At 38.8% G+C, this 18,899-nt stretch carries 17 protein-coding genes; all 17 read left to right on the forward strand.

The genetic code is table 11. The features are described 5' to 3' along the window. The first annotated feature begins 133 nt into the window (after positions 1-133). The 17 genes from QWZ08_RS19505 to QWZ08_RS19585 all read left to right on the forward strand — a co-directional run bounded on the left by QWZ08_RS19505 (position 134) and on the right by QWZ08_RS19585 (position 18,865). A complete protein-coding gene (locus QWZ08_RS19505) occupies positions 134-478 on the forward strand; it encodes a helix-turn-helix domain-containing protein (protein ID WP_290339210.1) in 345 nt (114 codons plus the stop codon). Further along, on the forward strand, positions 475-1,467 hold the full coding sequence (locus QWZ08_RS19510) for a PD-(D/E)XK nuclease family protein (RefSeq protein ID WP_290339211.1): 993 nt from the start codon (positions 475-477) through the stop codon (positions 1,465-1,467). The genes QWZ08_RS19505 and QWZ08_RS19510 overlap by 4 nt, the downstream gene beginning before the upstream one ends. Next, the gene (locus QWZ08_RS19515) at positions 1,418-3,865 is read left to right on the forward strand and encodes an argonaute/piwi family protein (protein WP_290339212.1); all 2,448 of its coding nucleotides are present in this window, start codon (positions 1,418-1,420) and stop codon (positions 3,863-3,865) included. Before QWZ08_RS19510 ends, QWZ08_RS19515 begins: the two co-directional genes overlap by 50 nt. 16 nt (positions 3,866-3,881) lie before the next feature. Continuing rightward, positions 3,882-4,247 carry a hypothetical protein gene (locus tag QWZ08_RS19520; protein WP_290339213.1) on the forward strand — a complete coding sequence of 122 codons (366 nt, stop codon included), beginning with the start codon at positions 3,882-3,884 and terminating at the stop codon, positions 4,245-4,247. 4 nt (positions 4,248-4,251) lie between these two features. Further along, entirely contained in the window at positions 4,252-5,385 is a 1,134-nt protein-coding gene (locus tag QWZ08_RS19525; protein ID WP_290339214.1) for a hypothetical protein, read from the forward strand. A gap of 62 nt (positions 5,386-5,447) precedes the next feature. After that, the gene (locus QWZ08_RS19530) at positions 5,448-5,720 is read left to right on the forward strand and encodes a hypothetical protein (protein WP_290339215.1); all 273 of its coding nucleotides are present in this window, start codon (positions 5,448-5,450) and stop codon (positions 5,718-5,720) included. A 2-nt stretch (positions 5,721-5,722) separates the two neighbouring features. Next, complete coding sequence (locus tag QWZ08_RS19535; protein WP_290339216.1) at positions 5,723-6,031, forward strand: hypothetical protein; 309 nt, start codon at positions 5,723-5,725, stop codon at positions 6,029-6,031. Between the two features lie 1,106 nt (positions 6,032-7,137). After that, positions 7,138-7,968 carry a DUF362 domain-containing protein gene (locus QWZ08_RS19540; protein WP_290339217.1) on the forward strand — a complete coding sequence of 277 codons (831 nt, stop codon included), beginning with the start codon at positions 7,138-7,140 and terminating at the stop codon, positions 7,966-7,968. Between the two features lie 22 nt (positions 7,969-7,990). Continuing rightward, positions 7,991-8,851: a hypothetical protein gene (locus QWZ08_RS19545; RefSeq protein WP_290339218.1), complete on the forward strand. Its 861-nt coding sequence runs from the start codon at positions 7,991-7,993 to the stop codon at positions 8,849-8,851. After that, positions 8,838-10,268: a GMC family oxidoreductase gene (locus QWZ08_RS19550; protein WP_290339219.1), complete on the forward strand. Its 1,431-nt coding sequence runs from the start codon at positions 8,838-8,840 to the stop codon at positions 10,266-10,268. Before QWZ08_RS19545 ends, QWZ08_RS19550 begins: the two co-directional genes overlap by 14 nt. A gap of 13 nt (positions 10,269-10,281) precedes the next feature. Beyond that, positions 10,282-10,695 carry a hypothetical protein gene (locus tag QWZ08_RS19555; protein WP_290339220.1) on the forward strand — a complete coding sequence of 138 codons (414 nt, stop codon included), beginning with the start codon at positions 10,282-10,284 and terminating at the stop codon, positions 10,693-10,695. Between the two features lie 17 nt (positions 10,696-10,712). Further along, complete coding sequence (locus tag QWZ08_RS19560) at positions 10,713-12,383, forward strand: hypothetical protein (RefSeq protein WP_290339221.1); 1,671 nt, start codon at positions 10,713-10,715, stop codon at positions 12,381-12,383. A gap of 31 nt (positions 12,384-12,414) precedes the next feature. Next, complete coding sequence (locus QWZ08_RS19565; RefSeq protein ID WP_290339222.1) at positions 12,415-12,819, forward strand: hypothetical protein; 405 nt, start codon at positions 12,415-12,417, stop codon at positions 12,817-12,819. Next, entirely contained in the window at positions 12,819-14,324 is a 1,506-nt protein-coding gene (locus QWZ08_RS19570) for a D-arabinono-1,4-lactone oxidase (protein WP_290339223.1), read from the forward strand. Before QWZ08_RS19565 ends, QWZ08_RS19570 begins: the two co-directional genes overlap by 1 nt. Before the next feature lie 89 nt (positions 14,325-14,413). Further along, positions 14,414-16,024, forward strand: a complete 1,611-nt coding sequence (locus QWZ08_RS19575) for a DUF4403 family protein (RefSeq protein ID WP_290339224.1) — start codon at positions 14,414-14,416, stop codon at positions 16,022-16,024. A 1,484-nt stretch (positions 16,025-17,508) separates the two neighbouring features. Continuing rightward, positions 17,509-18,039: a carboxymuconolactone decarboxylase family protein gene (locus QWZ08_RS19580; RefSeq protein ID WP_290339225.1), complete on the forward strand. Its 531-nt coding sequence runs from the start codon at positions 17,509-17,511 to the stop codon at positions 18,037-18,039. A gap of 190 nt (positions 18,040-18,229) precedes the next feature. After that, positions 18,230-18,865 (forward strand): thioredoxin family protein, encoded by a 636-nt coding sequence (locus tag QWZ08_RS19585; protein ID WP_290339226.1) that lies wholly within the window; start codon positions 18,230-18,232, stop codon positions 18,863-18,865. Positions 18,866-18,899: the final 34 nt, after the last annotated feature.

Consider the following 18,899-nt stretch of genomic DNA (forward strand, 5'->3'; position numbering starts at 1 on the left):
TCTAATTAATTATCAATTACTTAGCTGGATATTTAGAATCGGAAAAAAGTATTTCGAAATATCGCTTGCAATATCAAGCAATGATTTGTATATTTGCTTGCAATAATTAGCAAGATAATAAATTTACTACTACATGCAACACTATGGAGAATATATAAGAGCGCTAAGAGAAGCAAAAAATATGACCTTAAGGGAAGTGGAAAAACTTGCGGATGTTTCAAATGCATATTTAAGTCAGCTTGAATCGGGAAAAGTAAAACAACCTTCTCCGTTGACACTTCACAAACTGTCGGAAATATATGGAGTAAGTTACGACCTGCTTATGGAAAAGGTCGGGTATCCAACTCCAGAACGAAAGGAAAATGTAAAAAGCGAATCTGGTAAAACATCCATCGCTTACAGAATAGGCCACATTTCAGATGATGAAGAATTAGAATTACTCAACTATTTGAAATTTATTAGAACCAGAAAAAAATGATTTCAGTTAGCGGTTATAAACAGTTTAAACAGTGTGAAAGGCTTTGGTTTTACAAGAATATTGTAGCTGATAGTCGTGTGAAAAATGATTTGTTTAGAAAAGAGGTTACACTTCTTTCAAAACTGCAATCAATTTATGCATGGAGGGGTTCAATTGTCGATGCTATATTAAGTAAATATCTGGTGCTGGCAATAAATAATAAATACCCAATAAAAAAAGATTACTTTATTGAACAGGCTATGAGCATGTTTAATACGCAGTTAGAATACGCTGTTCTACAAAAGTATCGTGAGCCCGATGCTGTAATTACAAATAATCCGTCTTTCAATGCTTTTTTAGAATGTGAACTTGGCGATGGAGTTTCTGATGCGGAAATTAATCAAGCTAAGGATGATATAACTAATGCTCTTACAAACATTCTTGATGATAATTATTTTCTGGATTATCTGAAATCAGCAAAATACGTAATCAGTCAGCGGCCTTTAATTTATAATTTCGATCGGTTTAGTGTGAAAGCGATTCCGGATTTTATTGCATTTTTTGATAACAGTGCACCACATATTTTTGATTGGAAAGTCCATACCTATGGGACAACTTCTTATGACGAACAATTGATTGCTTATGCAGTTGCACTTTTTAAAGTAGCTAAACTTAAGCCGCATGCAGATTTTCCTTCTGACCTTTCCAAATGGAAAATAAATGACTATAAATTAACCGAATATCAACTACTTCATAAAGACAGAATAAAAAGGGATTATGATGTGACAGATGATAAAATTGAAGATTTTGGACAAAACATGTCTTCTGCTATAATAAGGATGCACATGGCTGGCGCTAACAAAAAGTACAGTCAATTAAAATCACAAGATTTTTCTACAACAGCACACATTGAGAATTGCCAAAAATGCCCATTTCAAAAAATATGCAAAACAGATGATTATGAAACAGTCACTAAATACACAGTACGAGACGAATATTTTCAAAATTGAAAATTGTAGTCAACTGTCGGCTGATTATTTCCTATATGAAATAATCGGATTAAAAGAGTCAAAGGCCAATGATGACGCTGATGACGATTTTGATGTCAATATTCAATACATAATAAAAAGTCTGGCGTATACACTTCGGCATCCAGTGACCGTGGTAACGCAGGAAAACAAACCTTACTTAGTTATACGAGCAGATGAAGAAATTATAAATAGAGTACCCGTTGAATATTCGGTAAAACATGGAGATGTTGTTTATTTTAAAAAAATTGACAATCCAATAAAACTTGATTTTACTAGTTATAATGAACAGACTAAAAAAATAATTCTAAGATTTTTGCAATTTGACAGTCAGTCCGAACTTACAAAAAATCAAGGATTATGGCAGCCAGGTTCGGGTGATGGCTTTTTCAATGTAGTTGCATACGAACAAACAAATCCCGTAGGTATTTACACAGGATTTTATTCAAGAGTTGTTGAGTTGCCTACTAAGGGGTTTGGGTTTGAACTAGACATCACCAAAAAGTACATATCGCTTCACTCTTTAAATCCCAGGATATCAAGAAATGAGTTTAAATCTAATAGAGTAAACAAATCTCATTATGTATATCAATATGGCACTACCAGGTACGAAATAATACCGTCAGAACTCAGTGACTTAACAGTTTCTACCTATAAATTTACGAGGCCGATTGATGGTAAGGTAGTAACGCTTCTGCAGGATATTCAGGAAAAGTTCGGGCCTTCCATGCCACCAGAGGTAGCAAATCTGCCAGATGATGCTTCTGTATTGGTTTACCGAACAAACGACGGACAAGAAAGAGCAGCCATAGCTGCACTATGCTACAAAGTGTACGACACCGAAGATCCTATTGTCCAAAAGATACATCACAAGTCTATTATAAAACCTTTCCCAAGAAGAAGGCTTATACGGATAATTCATAATAATTTTTTCGGAAGACTTATGTATGGCAAAATCAAATTGCAAGTAAGTATAGAACCTTTGTTGGTAGAAAAGATGAAGTTTCAAGCACCTGATTTATTATTTGGAAATGATGTGTCTTTATCAGTTCGAAAATCAGAAAACTCTCTTCATACATTTTTAGAAGACCTTGGTAAAAGACGTAAAGCTTTGTTATTTGATGAAAGCGCTGGATTTTATACAAATGCAATTTTTGAAACACAATACTTTCTAGTGCCGCAAACCATTTATAATATGTTTGGGAATGAAAAACATTTCCTTGGTCACTTACGTACCCAGGTAAACAAAACTCATCCTACAGATGATGGATGGAATCCAATTGTAATTACATATGACAATAGAAATAAAAGAACTTCGGTAGCGATTGGGTTTGAGATTTTACAGAAAATGGAAGAGAAAATTAAAAAAGGTAGCGGTGGATATGCACTGATTATGCTGCCATCAGGCGTTGAAAAATCTCAACGTCAGCATGATGATTTGGCTGCACTTGTTGTGTCTGAATGCCTGGAAGAGTATAGTATCACTGCAAGTATAATGCACAGTGATTTTTTGGAAAAATGTTTCTTATATAGCGAAGCCAATGGGCAAAAGGGATACGTAATAAAAAGAGAATCGAAAGGTAAATATGATGGGTATGTAAAAGGTGTGGCAATTAATCAGGTACTTCTTAATAATGAAAGGTGGCCTTATGTTTTGAACACTCCTCTAAATGCAGATTTGACAATTGGTATTGACGTAAAAAAGCATATTGCAGGGTTTACGTTTATTGATAAGTATTCGAAAAATATTCTAACAAAATTCGATAAGTCAAAAAATAAAGAACGTTTATCAGAAGGGCAAATTATCAAAATGCTAGTTAAATATATTGCAGTGCAGAAAAATAATAGCACAACCGTTTTAAGAACAATAGTTATTCATCGAGATGGGAAGTTGTTCCTTGTTGAACGAAATGGCATATTTAGGGCAGTTGAATTGTTAAAAGAAAAAGGCGTTCTTCCAAGCGATGTCTCAGTTAATATTGTTGAGATTCCTAAGCATTCAATACTTCAATTACGACTTTTCGAAGTATTGAAACAATATGATATTCTTAATACTCAACAGGATAATGATTCGGTTTTAAATCCGGAGATTGGTTCTTGGGTTAAGATAAACGAACGGGAAGCTTGTCTTTGTACAACCGGAAGGGAATTTGTCCATAATGGAAGTTCAAATCCCCTGTACATTAAATTTCCTTACGGAAATATGGAAATAGAAAAAATCCTGGAAGACATTTACTATCTGTCATGCCTTGCATACACAAAGCCAGATGATTGCTCCAGATATCCTTTAACAATAAAAATAACTGACAGAAGAATTAATATTCTTGGAAGTGATTTTGATATGGAAGCACTTGATGTTCTTAAAACTATTCACTCTTAACATTAAACTTATTATCATGAGCAATATCGGAATAAATACAAGCACTTTTCGCATAACCAGTAAGTACCTAGATATACTTAATGATTTTATCGTAAAAGCTAAAATAAACCCGGAAATCACAGAAGCGAGACAGGAGCAGCTAATTGAATTTTTGTCTAAACTAACCGATGTGAATAATACTGAGCCTCAGTTTCAAATGCTATCAAGCATTATTGAACGTGAATTGAGGAATTCACATAAGCGACCTGAAATTTTCTTTACCTCTCTAATAGAAGATATTCAGAATAAGGATACAGAAACTGTTATCCCAAAAATTGAATTAATCACAGAGGCTTTGGATGTTGAAAACAGCGAAATTTTAGCAAAAATAATTGGCGACTAATACTATGAGGAGTTATATTAATGGAGCAATAAAAGAGGCAATAGCAAAAGGACGTGTTTTGATGTCAAAAATACCAGGAGCGAGGGAACTTGGCGTGTACTTTCCTTCATTAGCAACGATTGCAAATAGAGAGATTGATCAAATTATATCTGAGCTTGATTATTTGTATAATGATGATGACTACAATGATCCCAAAAGCATCAGGCAAAAATTTTCAAAGTTCAAGCAACTTTCGGGAAGGTTATCGGATATTGAAAATGTGGTTATAGCCGCTATGAGCAGAAAAGCTGCCGATGACGAGTTTGTCAATAAACTTGTCTATCAGATTTGTCAGGAAATTAATTATCCTTTACAAACCCCAGTAGCATCATGTCTTTCTCAGAAATATTATCACATCTACCCGGATTATAATCTGATCTGCATTCCCCTTTTGGAATCTGAATTTGTGCTGCATATCCCCGACATATATCACGAATTAGGACATCCTTTATTGTACTTAGAGAATCCAAAACTGGAAGCAATGCAGAATAACTTGGGATTATTTAATGTTGAAGTAAGAAAATATTTTGACGATGAAATAAAAAGGCGTGAACTAAATAAAACAAATGTAGCAGAATTTGACGCTATTCATGTTTGGAAAGAATCTTGGCTTGAAAAATGGTCCGTTGAGCTTTTCTGCGATTTGTTCGCAACATATACTTTAGGTCCAGCCTATATCTGGTCAAACATTCACATGTGCACTAAGATGTCATGGGAGGTTTATAAAATTCCGACATTTCAAAAGTCGTCACATCCCCCCGGTGAGGCAAGAATGAAAGCAATTTTACATGGCTTGGAATTAATAGGATTTAAAAAAGTAAAGAAGGAAATACAGGATAAATGGGAGCAGTTTAAGGTTATTGTTGATCATAAAAAGCCTTCGGGATTTCCCATTGCTGTACCCGACAAACTATTAAAATTAGCTGCAGAATTTTGTCTGGTTGGCACAAAACAAATCGGTTGCGATATCATTACTCCTGACTCAAAAGGTAAAGTTTGCGAACTGTTGAATAATTCTTGGAAGCAATTTTGGATTGATCCGGAAAATTTTTACGAATGGGAGAAAGCGACAGTTGCGGAGTTCAAATCAAAACTATAAAAAATTAGGTAACTTGAGGTATGGAATAATTTTTAGCTTTTCAATTTTTTAATTTAACATTTATGGATAACAATATAGAAACGGCCAAAAATAAGATTATCACCTTTTTTGATAATTCTGAAGGAGAATATTGGAAAACCCTTGATGAAATATCATCACAAACAAAAACTGATTTAAGTGTTGTTGTGAATGTAATTACTAATTCAGGGGAGTTTGTACGCTCGTCTTATAGGAAAAAGGCAGGTGAACCTCTATTTACTTCAAGAAAGCTTTTTAGAAGTAAAGCACCGATGATGGATAAGATAATTGGAACATTTAAAAACCGAATAGATTAAATATGTCAATACCAGAACCAGTTTTTATCTCCGGGTTAGGAGGCGCTGCAGTACAGATTCTTTATCTAATTGATGGTATGAATGCTCCAAAGGATAGACGTCCTGATTTTAAATCATTTTTGTATTACTTGGCTATAATTTTCAATATAGCACTCAGTGTAATTCTAGGATATGTTTATTTTGACGACACACAGAAATTGAACAAGATTGTATATTTCCATATTGGTCTATCGGCGCCTTTAATTTTACGTACTTTAGCAACAACTCTTCCCGAAGTAATAAGAGCTTCGACTACCAACGAAGAAAAATAAATAAAGATTATTCAATAAGTGCCATTATCAAAAATAGAGCAAGTAGGGGGTAGTGATATCTTATATCATCTTAGCCAGAATGGAATAGCACCTCCCCGAATAGTTGGCGCTGGTGTTAACATTCAAAATGTTTCAAGCAATTATTCTAGTCACATACCTGAGCAAGCCTTACATATCGCAGATTACCCGGGTACCAATTCAATTATCGGGCTTAAAGTTGGCTTCTTTGAATTAATGGCCTGGATGAATAAACTTTTACAATAAAAATGCTCACTTCAGAATTAAGAAGCGAAATCGACAAATTTGCGATACCTTCTGGACCTGTGGCCTATCCATTCCACTGACTGTTGTAGATCAACTTATCAGCTATTTATTAAGCGGCTTAGTGAAGAACAGCAGCGGATGTAAAAGCAATCTCAATTATTGGGAACTTCAATAGAAAAAGCAGTCTACACTAAAAATCAAACAGAAATATCCATTATCTCCGATACAGGCAAACGCACAGCTTCCGGTTAAGCATTTATACAATCTTTCAACAGGTAAATCTGTCCACTATCAAAAATGCTGTTCAGGAATTGCAGTTGTCCCTCTGAATGCTGATGATAATGTTCATAGTTTTGAATCCAGTCTTCGAATATTTCGCGTAACCCACTTTCTATGTCTGATTTATACTGAAAGTAATTATTCATAAATTAAAAACGCAATTTCGCATAAAGCTTTCGTAGTAATGAATTCAACTAATTGTAAGTATACCGAAAGGTCGGTAGTCCATGTACCTGATATAAGTTCAAACACTTATGCCCGTTAGTAAACAAAAATTTATTTTCAAATTAGTGTATTTGGCAAAAAATTAAGTGTACATTTAATTATTAGCAAATGAAGACTCATATTACTCTTGCTTGATGATGAGGAATTTTAAATCTGATATCGAAAAAAACTACGTTCATTTCATTCATACCCAATGTAATTCAAATCTACAGGCTTCCCTGATCACCTCTGCAAATCACCGGTAAAATATAAAATTTACTTCTGTCGTACAGTTATCACCTGGTTGTAAAATTGCCGCCTGATAATGGAAAATTCAGAGTATTCGAAATCCGAATTACATGGAGCAACGTTCTGTAAGAAACATTTCAATTCAGACAAATCAGCCCACTATTGTCTGTATAAAATCCGGTGCTGATAAAACTGCCGCGATGCTTGAACTGATCGTTGCTGCTGATTTGATCAGATCAATTGAACAAGAATGGAAAGTTTCTGGCAAAACCAAAGAGTCATTTTTAGTCGTTATCAAGCCTGCATTTGGCATTGATAAGCATGCAACGGATTGCCTAGTCGATGCGGAATTGCTGAGCCTATGCGCCGGCCAAATCAAACAAGCCGGGTTTTCTAATACAATTGTCACTCAAGCCAGGGCCAATAAGAATACAGCCGAAGTCGAATTTGATTTCGGCAGTTTCCTAGGAAAATATCTTGTAGAGAAATCCTGGTATGACGCCGACTTCAGAATTTCCTTTGCCAAAAACCAAACAGATTCCAGGAATTTTTATACTGGTTGCATCAGTACAGTCGGCTCTGACCGTGGTTGGAAAAGAATTCATTCTAATGGCAAAAAAGCGAGGCAGCCTGAATTTGCGGTACTGTTTGCCGATAGGCTGAAAGTTCATTTTGGGTTTGTTGATGCTTGGATCAGTTTTGATGGCAATTCCGGAAGCAGGCAAAAGCAGACGCAAACTTTGATGGCATCATCCAATATTCTTGCACTAGATTGGGTCATGGGCGAAAAAATGAATTTGAATCCGGGATTCAACCCGGTCATGCAAGAAGCAATGCACCGGTGGGGTGTGACTAAGATAGTCCGCCAGGGAAATATGACGCCCTGGGAAAATTGGGAAAATCCATCCATCCTTTCTGTTACCCTGAAAAACCTGTTTTGAATAATTCATTAAATGCTTAAACATGGAATTTCCGATGAAGATGTATGGGATGAATGCTTATGAATATGCATTGTCATTCTTGTTGAAAGTAAGCAGCTGGTTTTGTTTACTGATTGGGATCATTGGTTTTATATTCAGGCACGCTTTATATGGTAGTCCACTGACCGCGGGCCTGGTGACGATTGCATTAACAGGTTGTGCTGTACTGTTAGGTTTGACCGGTGCCGGTGTTCGTCAAAACAAAGCGGTCAAGGATAGCGCTTATTTTTGTCTGTTGCTCACCAGCATATTGCTTCTATACTCTGGCATTCATTTTTGGAAACTATTTCCGGTCGTTGCCGGTGTGTTGCTGCTGCTGCAATTGGGTCTTCTTTCCATATATTATTACAAATCATTGCAGCAGCGATTTAAGCCACGCTTTTTTTCGTTGCGGCAGTTCGAAACAATGATCATGATTGCAGACACGATGATCGATGCCGATGCTGAACAGGCTGTCGATCCCGTAGAAGCAGCCATCACCGTTGATCACATGTTTAATAAAATTTCTGCCCCGGCTCCCATCAAAGAGATTAAACTGGTGATGTTTTTGGTGGAATGGATTCTTCCGCTTCTGGTGGCCCGGCCCTTGCCATTTAGTAATCTCGGGACCAATGAAAGGCGATCACTGGTTGAAAAAATAATTGGGGCAAAAGACATTTTCAGGAATGTCGCGAAAGTATTAAAGTTATTTTCCTGTGTCGGGTATTATGGAAACCCCAAAGGTATGGCGCAGGTCGGGTATATTCCATTTGATGAAAGGCCCTCCAGCCAGGGCAAATCACAAACACCTTCTTTTTATCCAGACCCTTTCAGCCCCGGAGGTGCTTTGTATGGAAAAGTTTGATGCCATTGTTATCGGTTCCGGTGCCGGCGGCAGCGTGATGGCGCATCAATTAAGCCTCAAAGGCCTTCGTGTTGCCGTTATCGAAAAGGGAAAGCGCGAAAATCCGATCCTCTTTGAGCACAGCGAAGTTGAAATGTTTCCGCAATTATATAAGAACGCCGGGTTACAATCATCAAAAGACAATGCTTTGACCATTGCGCAGGGTTGTACCGTTGGCGGATCGACCGTTATCAACAATGCGATTTGGCTGAGACCCGACCTGGATAAAATATTACCTGAATGGGAGAAAGCCGGCGCAACGGTTCCGAAAAATGAACTTATAAAAATCTATGGCATCCTTGAAAAGGCGTTAAGGGTTAAACCAATTGATCCGCAGAAGGCCAACCGCGGTGCAGATATTTTTATGCGGGGATGCCAGGAGCTGGGTATACCCGCATCCTATCTTGACAATAACCGGGAGGAGTGCCTTTGCTGCGGATGGTGCAACTATGGCTGCAGGTATAACCGCAAAACCTCCATGCTGGTGACTTTCATTCCATGGGCTGAAAAACTCGGCGCACAGTTTCTTGATGAATGCATAGATACTCAAATACTAACGAACGGCAAACGTGCCACCGGTGTACAATTTTACCGGCAAGGGTCCTTACAGCAAATCTATGCCGATAAGATAGTGGTAAGCTGCGGGGCAATTGGTTCCAGCGCGCTGTTGTTGCAAAGCGGCATTGCGCTCGGTGGAAGGGTTGGGCGTGGCTTTCACATGCTGGGTGGTGTCTTTGTTACGGCCGAAACGATGGAGACCATCAATGGTTATGATGGAATTGGCCTCACCTGTTATGCAAAAGCAAGCGAAGATTATGTGATCGAAAGTTACTTCGCACCTCCCGTCGTCTTTTCTATCAGTGTGGGCGGTTTCTTCCGCACCCATTTTGAAAGGATGATGAATTATTGCAAATACGCGGATGCAGGCGTGATGATCGCTACTGATCCGACCGGTGTAATAACGCTCGATAAGAAAGGAAATGCGGTGATTGATATCAAATATACCGACACGGATCTTTCACGGCTGAAAGAGGGAATTAAAACATTGTCAAAAATATTTTTTCGCGGAGGCGCGGTAAAAGTGCTCCCTTCGAGCTTTAACATCATTGAGTTCGGCAGCGAAAATGATTTGAATTCGATTGATACTCTTGTAAAAAGGCCGGAAGACCTGACGATTGGTTCAGCCCACCCGCAGGGAGGAAACGCGATGTGTGAAGATAGTCGCAAAGGCGTCGTGGGTCTTGATTTCAGGGTGCATGGATATGATAATATTTTCGTCGCGGACACCAGTGTTTTCCCAACGAATATACGGGCGAACTGCCAGGCGACTGCGATGGCTATGTCTTATTACGCCGCCTCTTTTGTCGCTGCATCATAAAAAAATGACTGTTATGATAAATTCGATATCAAATTCACCAGGTTACCGCCGCGTACGGCTGGTCTGTATTGGCGTTGCGGCCATTCTTGTGATTGGCTGGCCAATATCCATCATCATTAACTGGGCAGACATCGTAAACAGTGATGCAAGGCTTGGTTATTTTATTGGAGACCTGGGGTTGGTGTCACCATTACTAATCGTTTCCTGGCTGACATTAAAAAAATCTGAGCCTAAAGGTTCTATGTTATTCCTGGTCGCTGCTGGTGCACTATCATACGATGCGCTGCATTTCGGGATCTTCCTCATTAAAATAAAATTTCTATCCGTTTCGCCTGTGCTGTATGCATTGCTCATTGCCGTGATTCTTTTTATCATTTTGCTGCTGGTGAAGGATAGAATAAAATACCTGCTCACTATCACTCAATAACATTAAATTTTTTACAGATGCAAGCCGAGGAAATTGTTCAATGTTTTGATGCCTGGCTTAAGAGCATGGATCCGGATGATGAATACAAAAGAGATCCGGACTCTTATCATGAGCAAAAAAGCGGTATTTTTCAACCTTCCTATCCGAAGAGATCAACACCGATCCCGCATGATGGTAAGGGCCAGGAAATTTTTGTTGTCAGCGATCTGCATATGGCTTCCGGGAAAAACCGGGATGGTGTTTATAATGGTACGGAAAATTTTTTTGCAGATGAATCTTTTGCAAGATTTCTCGATCACATCGGACAAATAAAAAAAACAAAAACTGCTTTGCTGGTGTTTAACGGCGATTTGTTTGACTTCTTGCGCGTGCTCGATTATCCGGGCAGGACAAGGGCAATAACTATGACAAGACGGGTAAGATATTTTTTTCAGGGTTATAAACCAGTCCCGCCGCCCAAACCAGATATTGCCGAGATTACTGATGAATTTGAAGAATGGTCATTCCAACTAAAACAGGTAGACCTGCACTTCGATGCAGATGAGCTGGAAAAAAGCATATCTAAAAAAGAGAAAACATACGGGCTGGAAACCGATGATTTTAAAACGATTTATAAGCTGATAAAAATCAGGAAAGGCCACCGGTTGTTTTTTGAAACCCTTGCGCACTGGCTGATGAATGATAACGAAATTTTAATCCTGAAAGGAAACCATGATCTTGAAATTTGCCAGTTGAGAGTGAGAAATTACATTCGCCTTCTTCTCGCAAAGGACATCGTTCAATTGTATCTTGGCAGCGATCTTAAAAATATTTTAGAACAAAAGATATTTTCCAAAATAAAATTTGCAGATGATGCGGTCATCATTGATCAGGATTTTTATCTTGAACATGGGCATCGTTACGATAAGTTCACGATGGTGCTTGATTCCCCCTTCTTTGGGAAGGAAGAGGGTCAGGTAAATATACCGTTTGGGTCTTTTTTTAACAGGTATCTTATTAACAGGGTCGAACTATTCTACCCCTATTTGGATAAAGTAAGGCCCACCCGCAATGTAATTCCCATGCTGGTAAGGGATAATTTTCCGCTTGCCCTGAAAATTATTTTCCAGCAACTGCCATTGATGATTCGTATACTCAGAACAAACAGGAGATATGTGTGGTTCATGTTCCAGCGGGCTACACTGATGATACTTGCAATCCTCGTACCGGTTATTCTTTTGATCTTTTCCAATTGGCAGGCAATCGTTGATTGGCTTTCCGGCAACGGACAGTCAACTACAAATCATTCGCCCATCCGCGCATTTCTGCTGAGTGCTTCAAAGAATATCGGGTTCCTGATACTGTCTTATCTTCTTGCAAGAATCGTTTCCTGGTTACAGCTTACTGAACCGGTCACACTGGAAAAATATGCGCAAATGCGCATGCAAAAAGAAAACTTCCGCATTATGACGATGGGACATACACATAATCCCGGCGCATATACCTTCAATGATAAAGTACATTTTTATAACACGGGAACATGGATACCCGTGATAGAAATTTCCAACGCAGATGTCCGGCAGGACCGCACCTATACTTTTCTCCACGTCGGGCGTGACGCAGATAATAAACTTGTTCCTGAAACCCTGGCACGATGGAACGACGATGCCGGGCGTGCAGACGACCAATTATTGTTAGCAAGAAAATAAAAAACATTCAATAACCACTCAAAACGTAAATATGGCAAACTCAATAATTGATACCAAAACCGATGAAAGAAATTTTGGCGGGATGATCCATGAAAATATTTCTACTACCCTCAATTTGGTGCAAACCGCAGTCGGCAAATTTGGGGTAACCTATCAAATTACCTATACAGGAAGAAAGACTGGCAGTAGTTCAGGTGGTCCGCAGGCAGTAGATGGGAATACCAGTTTCCAGGCAAGTGATGATCCTCCGGTGACGGTGAATGTCTCTGATTATTCTGACTCCGGATCTTTTATTTCAATACATGTCAATATAAAAGTCAAAATACCAATCGTTGGTTTCAAAGATATTTTTGACCAGACACTGGCTGGAAATTATTCAACCCCTGGCGCCAACTTAAAAAACATGTTCAACCGAATTGCCGAAATATCAAAATAATGATCAATACAATCAATGCCGTTACAATCAGGAAACGCTGGAAAAATTATGTACATGATCAGGAAGCGCATCCTCTTAAATATTTTAAACCGACGACCCTGGGGGAACTGGTAACAATCGTGCAGGATGCTGAACAAAAAAATTATACAGTGAAGGCGGTCGGTTCTGGTCATTCTTCTTCTGACATTGCTTTGTGCAGGGATTATATGGTCGGTACGCACGGCCTTAACCATGAGCTGGATATTTCCGCGCTTTCCCTTAGCGAACAGGGTGTTAAGCAGGCAGGCAATTTATGTTTTGTAGAATGCGGCATTCGTGTGAAGGCCCTGAACAAATTGTTGCAGAATAAAAATAAAGCACTCATAAACATGGGTGCCTATGATGGGCAAACAATAGCAGGCGTCATCTCAACATCGACCCATGGGTCGGGTATGACCTTGGGATCGCTATCCAGTTTTTTAAAAGCTGTCGTCCTCGTTGGAGAAGGAGGTGTGATCTATCATATTGAACCGTCTGCCGCTACTGCTATATCAAAAAGCGCGGTGCAGTTAAGCGGTTTTCCCAACATCACGTTCATCCAGGATGATGACCATTTCAATGCAGTCGGAGTTAATATTGGCTGTATGGGAATTATTTATGCGGTCGTGATAGAAATAATGGACAGTTATTTTTTAATGGAAAACAGAAAATTCAGCTGCTGGAAAGATGTCAAACCCTTGCTGGAAAACCGGGAACTGCTTAACAACAACAGGCATTTGGAAGTCCTTGTAAGTGCTTATAAAAATAAAGAAAATGATTATACTTGCATGGTTACTGAACGTAACATCGTTCCCCCAAGAAAAAGTGGCCCCATCATTCCGAGGGGACATCGCAAGATCATTTATGAAATCATTCTGCGTATCGTTCCCGACTTTATTCTTGACGCCATCATGCGCACCATCATCAACCGGCTTCCAAAGCTTATTCCCTGGATGGCCAAACTGCTGATTAACTCACTTACCGATAAGGATTATATTGACAGGAGCTTCCGGGTGCTGAATTTAGGCAGGGCAAACAATCTATCAGCCTATGCCACCGAAATTGCATTTCCCAGTAACAAATTCATCGATGCAACAGAAGCGATCTTACAAATCGTGCACAAATCCGTAGAAGAAGGCATGCAATATTTGTCTGCGCCGTTTTCACTCCGATTTGTAAAAACCAATCATTTTTTTCTTTCGATGCAATACGGGCAGGAAAATGATTTTGTGTGCATGATCGAATTTCCGACGGTTAACCGCTCCGTGGGTGGTATGGAAATGTTATCACGTATTGAAGCGGCCATGTATGCGTTCGGTGGGATACCACATTGGGGACAAGTCAATCACATTGGCGGACATAGTGATGCAAGGCTTGACAAACTTTATCCCCGGTACCACGATTGGATGAATGTATATAAACATTATTGCTCAAAAGGAACGTTTCAAAACGATTTCAGCAGGCGTGCAGGCATTGAAATTTGTTAGCCCACCTGCCAAACATCAAATCGCTGCCCGCGAAAACGATAAGTCTCTAAACCAAAAATGTTATATCATTAACGCCCAAACAAAATTCTATGCTGACAAAATTGAAATCTTTCCTGCAGCTTGCAATTAGTTGTTATGCTTTGGCAATCCTGATGTGTTCCTGTCACGATAACGCGGAAGCTCCAAAAGAAATAGTTACAACCACCGAAATTCCGGTCGCCGCTTCCAGCCTCAGTATTCCTCTCTTGTTTTCAAACACTGCGCTGGGAGAGCAAATAAAATCAAAAGTACCGGTGCCCTTAAAACAGGACAACCAAACGATCAAAATTCCTGTCTTGAATCCCGTTACAGGACCGGTAACCAAATTTATTGACGTGCCTTATAAATACCCCTGCGACATTATACAAAAGGTGCAACTCAAAGGGTGGAAATGTGCAGCTTGTGGTGGGGTATGCTGTCTTGTAGACCAGGTTGTGCATACAGTTTGCGACGGAACTAAAAAAGTAGAAACTGTCGTGAATGAAGAAATCATAAATAAAGTGACCCTTGATGTCCCCATTGAGTATAAAGCGATTTTACAAAAAATTTCGTTTGACGGCAATACCAATGAATTACATGTGCATGCAGTAGTTGATTTCTCCCTAAAAGCGACAGTTGATGCAAAAGTAATCAAGACGCTGCTTGCCAGTTGCGGGGTTAATGAAACGATGCCGGAAATCGAATTAACGTACATCACAAAGTTGAATTTGCTGGACGATGGAAAGATTACGCAAACAGATAAAACATGGGGTTTAAAATGGAACAGGCCCTGTAACCTGACCGCCCTCGAAATTAACGTCGAAGACCTGATGAATCTCCCGGTAATCAAAGGCATTATAGAAAGCAAAATAAATGATATAGTCCAAAACAAAGTTCCCAATACAATAGATATTAAAGCTGAACTCGCAAAAAGATGGGACCAAATTGGAAAACCCATTCCGAAACAGGGCGTGGGAAATCTTGCTTTAAATATTTCTGAACTGGATTGGCAGGACCTGAATGTATCGGATGACAGCATACGAACAGAAATAGGTGCCATCTGCAAACCTGTATTTCATGTAACGGACAAAGACCCGTCTAACACCGTTACCCCACCCTTTCCCAAAATTGTAGTAAAGAAAGGAAATGACAGTTTCAATATAAATATTTTAGGCGCAGCCGATTTCAAACAAATAAATAAATATGCGGAAAAAATACTGGAAAAATTCAATGATGATATTAATAAGTGGTACCTGACAATAGACGGTGTACGGTTATACCAGCACAAAGACAGCCTGGTGGTAGAGGTAATGCTTGACAAACCGTTTAAGGGCAAAATTTACCTCTGGGGCAAACCATCAATAGATGTGCAATCGGGGATTGTGTCACTTGCAGATCTGGATCTAACGGTCGAGTCCAAAGCGTTGCTTGGCAAACTCGCAAAATGGGTGTTGGATAACGGGACGGTTGAAAAGCTGGTTAAGAAAAAATTTCAATATCCCTATAAGGGGAAGATAGCGGAGGCAATCGCTGAATTCGGCGATATCAACCGTGAAATATCGCCGGGAGTGTTCCTAACCGCAAAACTGCACGAAGTAAAGCCATTACAAATTGTCATCTCTGATGATGCCTTACAATTTGTGGCAAACATCAGTGGACAAGCTTACGTACAATTAAAATAGTGCTACATATGTAAAATTTATTTTATAGTTTAACCGGCAGTGACGGGCTAATAAAGCATTTTAAATTACAACAGTGCCATCCTGGGGTCAGCTAATTGGTTCGCAGGCGTCGAACTAATTGAAAAGTGGTGGGCATACACGTTTGAAAATATTCTTATTTTTTGAAGTTACCCGTGGAAAATCCTTTTAGCCCTAGAAGTTTCTTCTGTAGTTCAGCAGCTGTCTAGTCAAGTTCTTTGACCCGCCATTTTTTCGCCCTTACTTTGTCGGAAATCGATAGTCCGGTTCTAAAATAAAGCTTCAACTGTTCACTATTTGCTAACCTTGCAGCTGCATAGCAACTTTACAGAATTTGCTTCTTAGTCGATTGGCTAAATGATGCAGGTTTAACCAATTTTCATTTTCCGTCCTTTTTTTATAATTAGGATACGATGAAAAGAACCTAAAAACGCTAATTGTCAAGCCACAATTCTTGCTAATCGCTTTAGGTCCATTATAAATAAGTTCGAAAATTGTACAGGGAGGACGACAGTTTTTACAAGTGCTAAAACCCGCTCCAAGAGCGGGTTTTTTAGTTCGCACAATTTTGGATAACTTTTCCTTATAGAGCTTAATAAGTAGAATTTGAATTATTTATATAGTTCGAATGTCCTCACACTGTTTATATCCCTTTTTTGGGTTGTTGCGTGGCTCATTCCCATACTGTCCTTGTGGTTTATTAAGCTATTTGCAGATTAGACTACTTAACTAAAAATTCATCCATTATTTTGCGTCAACTGTCCATTGATTAAAACTTAATATCATCGCATCTTTAGCAAATATTTTGCCGCAGTAGATTTAAAATAAGCTCGTTTCCGATCCAAGATATATTTTGAGGCTTATTAATCACTTGTTATTATTGATGTTGGCATGGTTTCAATAAAAATAAAAGAAGCTGGTATTGGATTTCCGCTAATGGCCAAACCAGGCAGGGGAGAGAGAGGTTGAACTAAATGGTGCAGATGCAGAACCATCGCATATCTATGATCCCCGCTTTTCATTTTTTAAGGCATAAAAGGTTATTGCAAACCAGTACAGGATGATGTACCCGGCAGCATTTATTAATAAACAGGCTGGCATTCCCTTTATGTTTTTTAAATCCTTTAAGGATACCAGGAAGTTGGAAAAGGAATATAAACAAAGTGTACATTTTATATGACTGTCATTGATTTTACTACATCAATGAACTTGGAATTTACACGCATATATTTTTGGCATATTATCACCTGATCCTTCTTTAATTTTTCTATTTCGTTATATTTTTTATTGGTTAAGATAAATTCTCCATACTGAAGTATTTATTCACCACTGCCATCGTTGTTTTTGGTGGAATTACCCCGTTGAAAATTATCCATCCTATTGCGTACATCCTCCATTTTATAGCGACATTATCCGGGGCATCTTTGCACTGTCAATAACGACATCAAAAAATTGAAAAATACAAAATGAAAAATTTCACAGTTCCAACAAGAGAACAAGTAGGTACAACCAATCAGGGCATTTTTGACACGTTACAAAAGGCTTTGGGCTTTGTTCCGAACCTGTATGCTACCATCGCTTATTCAGAAAATGGCCTTGCTAAATACCTGGCTTATCAAAATTCTAAAACGAGTTTAAGCAACAAAGAAAAAGAAGCAGTAAACCTTGTCGTTAGCCAGGTTAATAATTGTGTGTATTGCCAAAGTGCTCATACCGTTATTGGTAAACTGAATGGATTTACAGACGAACAGTTGCTGGACATCCGCAAAGGAAAAGCAACAGATGCTAAACTGAATGCGCTGGTTCAGTTAGCTGAAAGCATTACAAAAAACCGTGGCAATGCAGATGCGTTTTTAATTGACAACTTCTATGCACAAGGCTACACCAACGAAAACCTGGTTGACCTTATTCTTCAGGTCAGTGATAAAACGGCTATGAATTATTTGCATAATCTTACAAAAGTACCTGTAGATTTTCCGTTAGCACCGTCTTTATAAGTACTTAGCATATGCGTAATATGCTGCATACGGTGGTAGCCAAACAAGGCAGTCCGCACTAACGTACTACCTTAAAAGTATTAATCCAGGGAAAATTGTCCATGCCATTGCGTTAATCCTCCATTCTATTTCCTGTTGTTTAGTGTCAACTTTGTACTGTCAAAAAAAGATAAATGATAAAATTTATACAATGGAAACAGGAGCTGAGATAATAACGCTAAAGAAATCTGATTACGAACGGTATTTACAAAAAGGAATTGGATACAATCAATACAAGCAGCAGATGGCAGCAGATCTGGCTACGAATGCGAACTCAAAAATTAAAGAATACATCAACCTGAACCAACGCCGGATGTACCGGGTTGAAAAAACTTTTGAGATTTCTGCGCAGTTGGCGGAGCAAATTAAAAACCTGAAACATAAAACTTATTGGTTGATATTGACAGAACACTGGTGTGGAGATGCATCGCAAACATTGCCGGTTTTTAACGCCCTGTCAGAAATGAGTAATGGCAAAATTGAAATGAAATTGGTATACCGGGATCAAAACCCTGAATTGATGGATGCATACCTTACCAATGAAACCAGGTCCATTCCAAAACTGATTCAATTGGATGAACACTTTAATGTGACTGCTTTCTGGGGGCCAAGACCTTCGGTGGCGCAGCAATTGGTAAAGGAGTTAAAATCCAATCCGGCAACAGCTGCCACTTATGCAAATGAATTGCATTTGTGGTATGCAAGAGACAAGCAAAAATCACTTGAATCAGAAATAGCAAAACTTATTTACCGGGCTAAATTATTTTGTCCCGATTGTTTATCATAATTAAAAAATCAACACCATGGAACAAAAACTTCCA

Origin of the sequence: Ferruginibacter paludis, assembly GCF_030409685.1 — a bacterium.
Taxonomy (GTDB): Bacteria; Bacteroidota; Bacteroidia; order Chitinophagales; family Chitinophagaceae; genus Ferruginibacter; species Ferruginibacter paludis.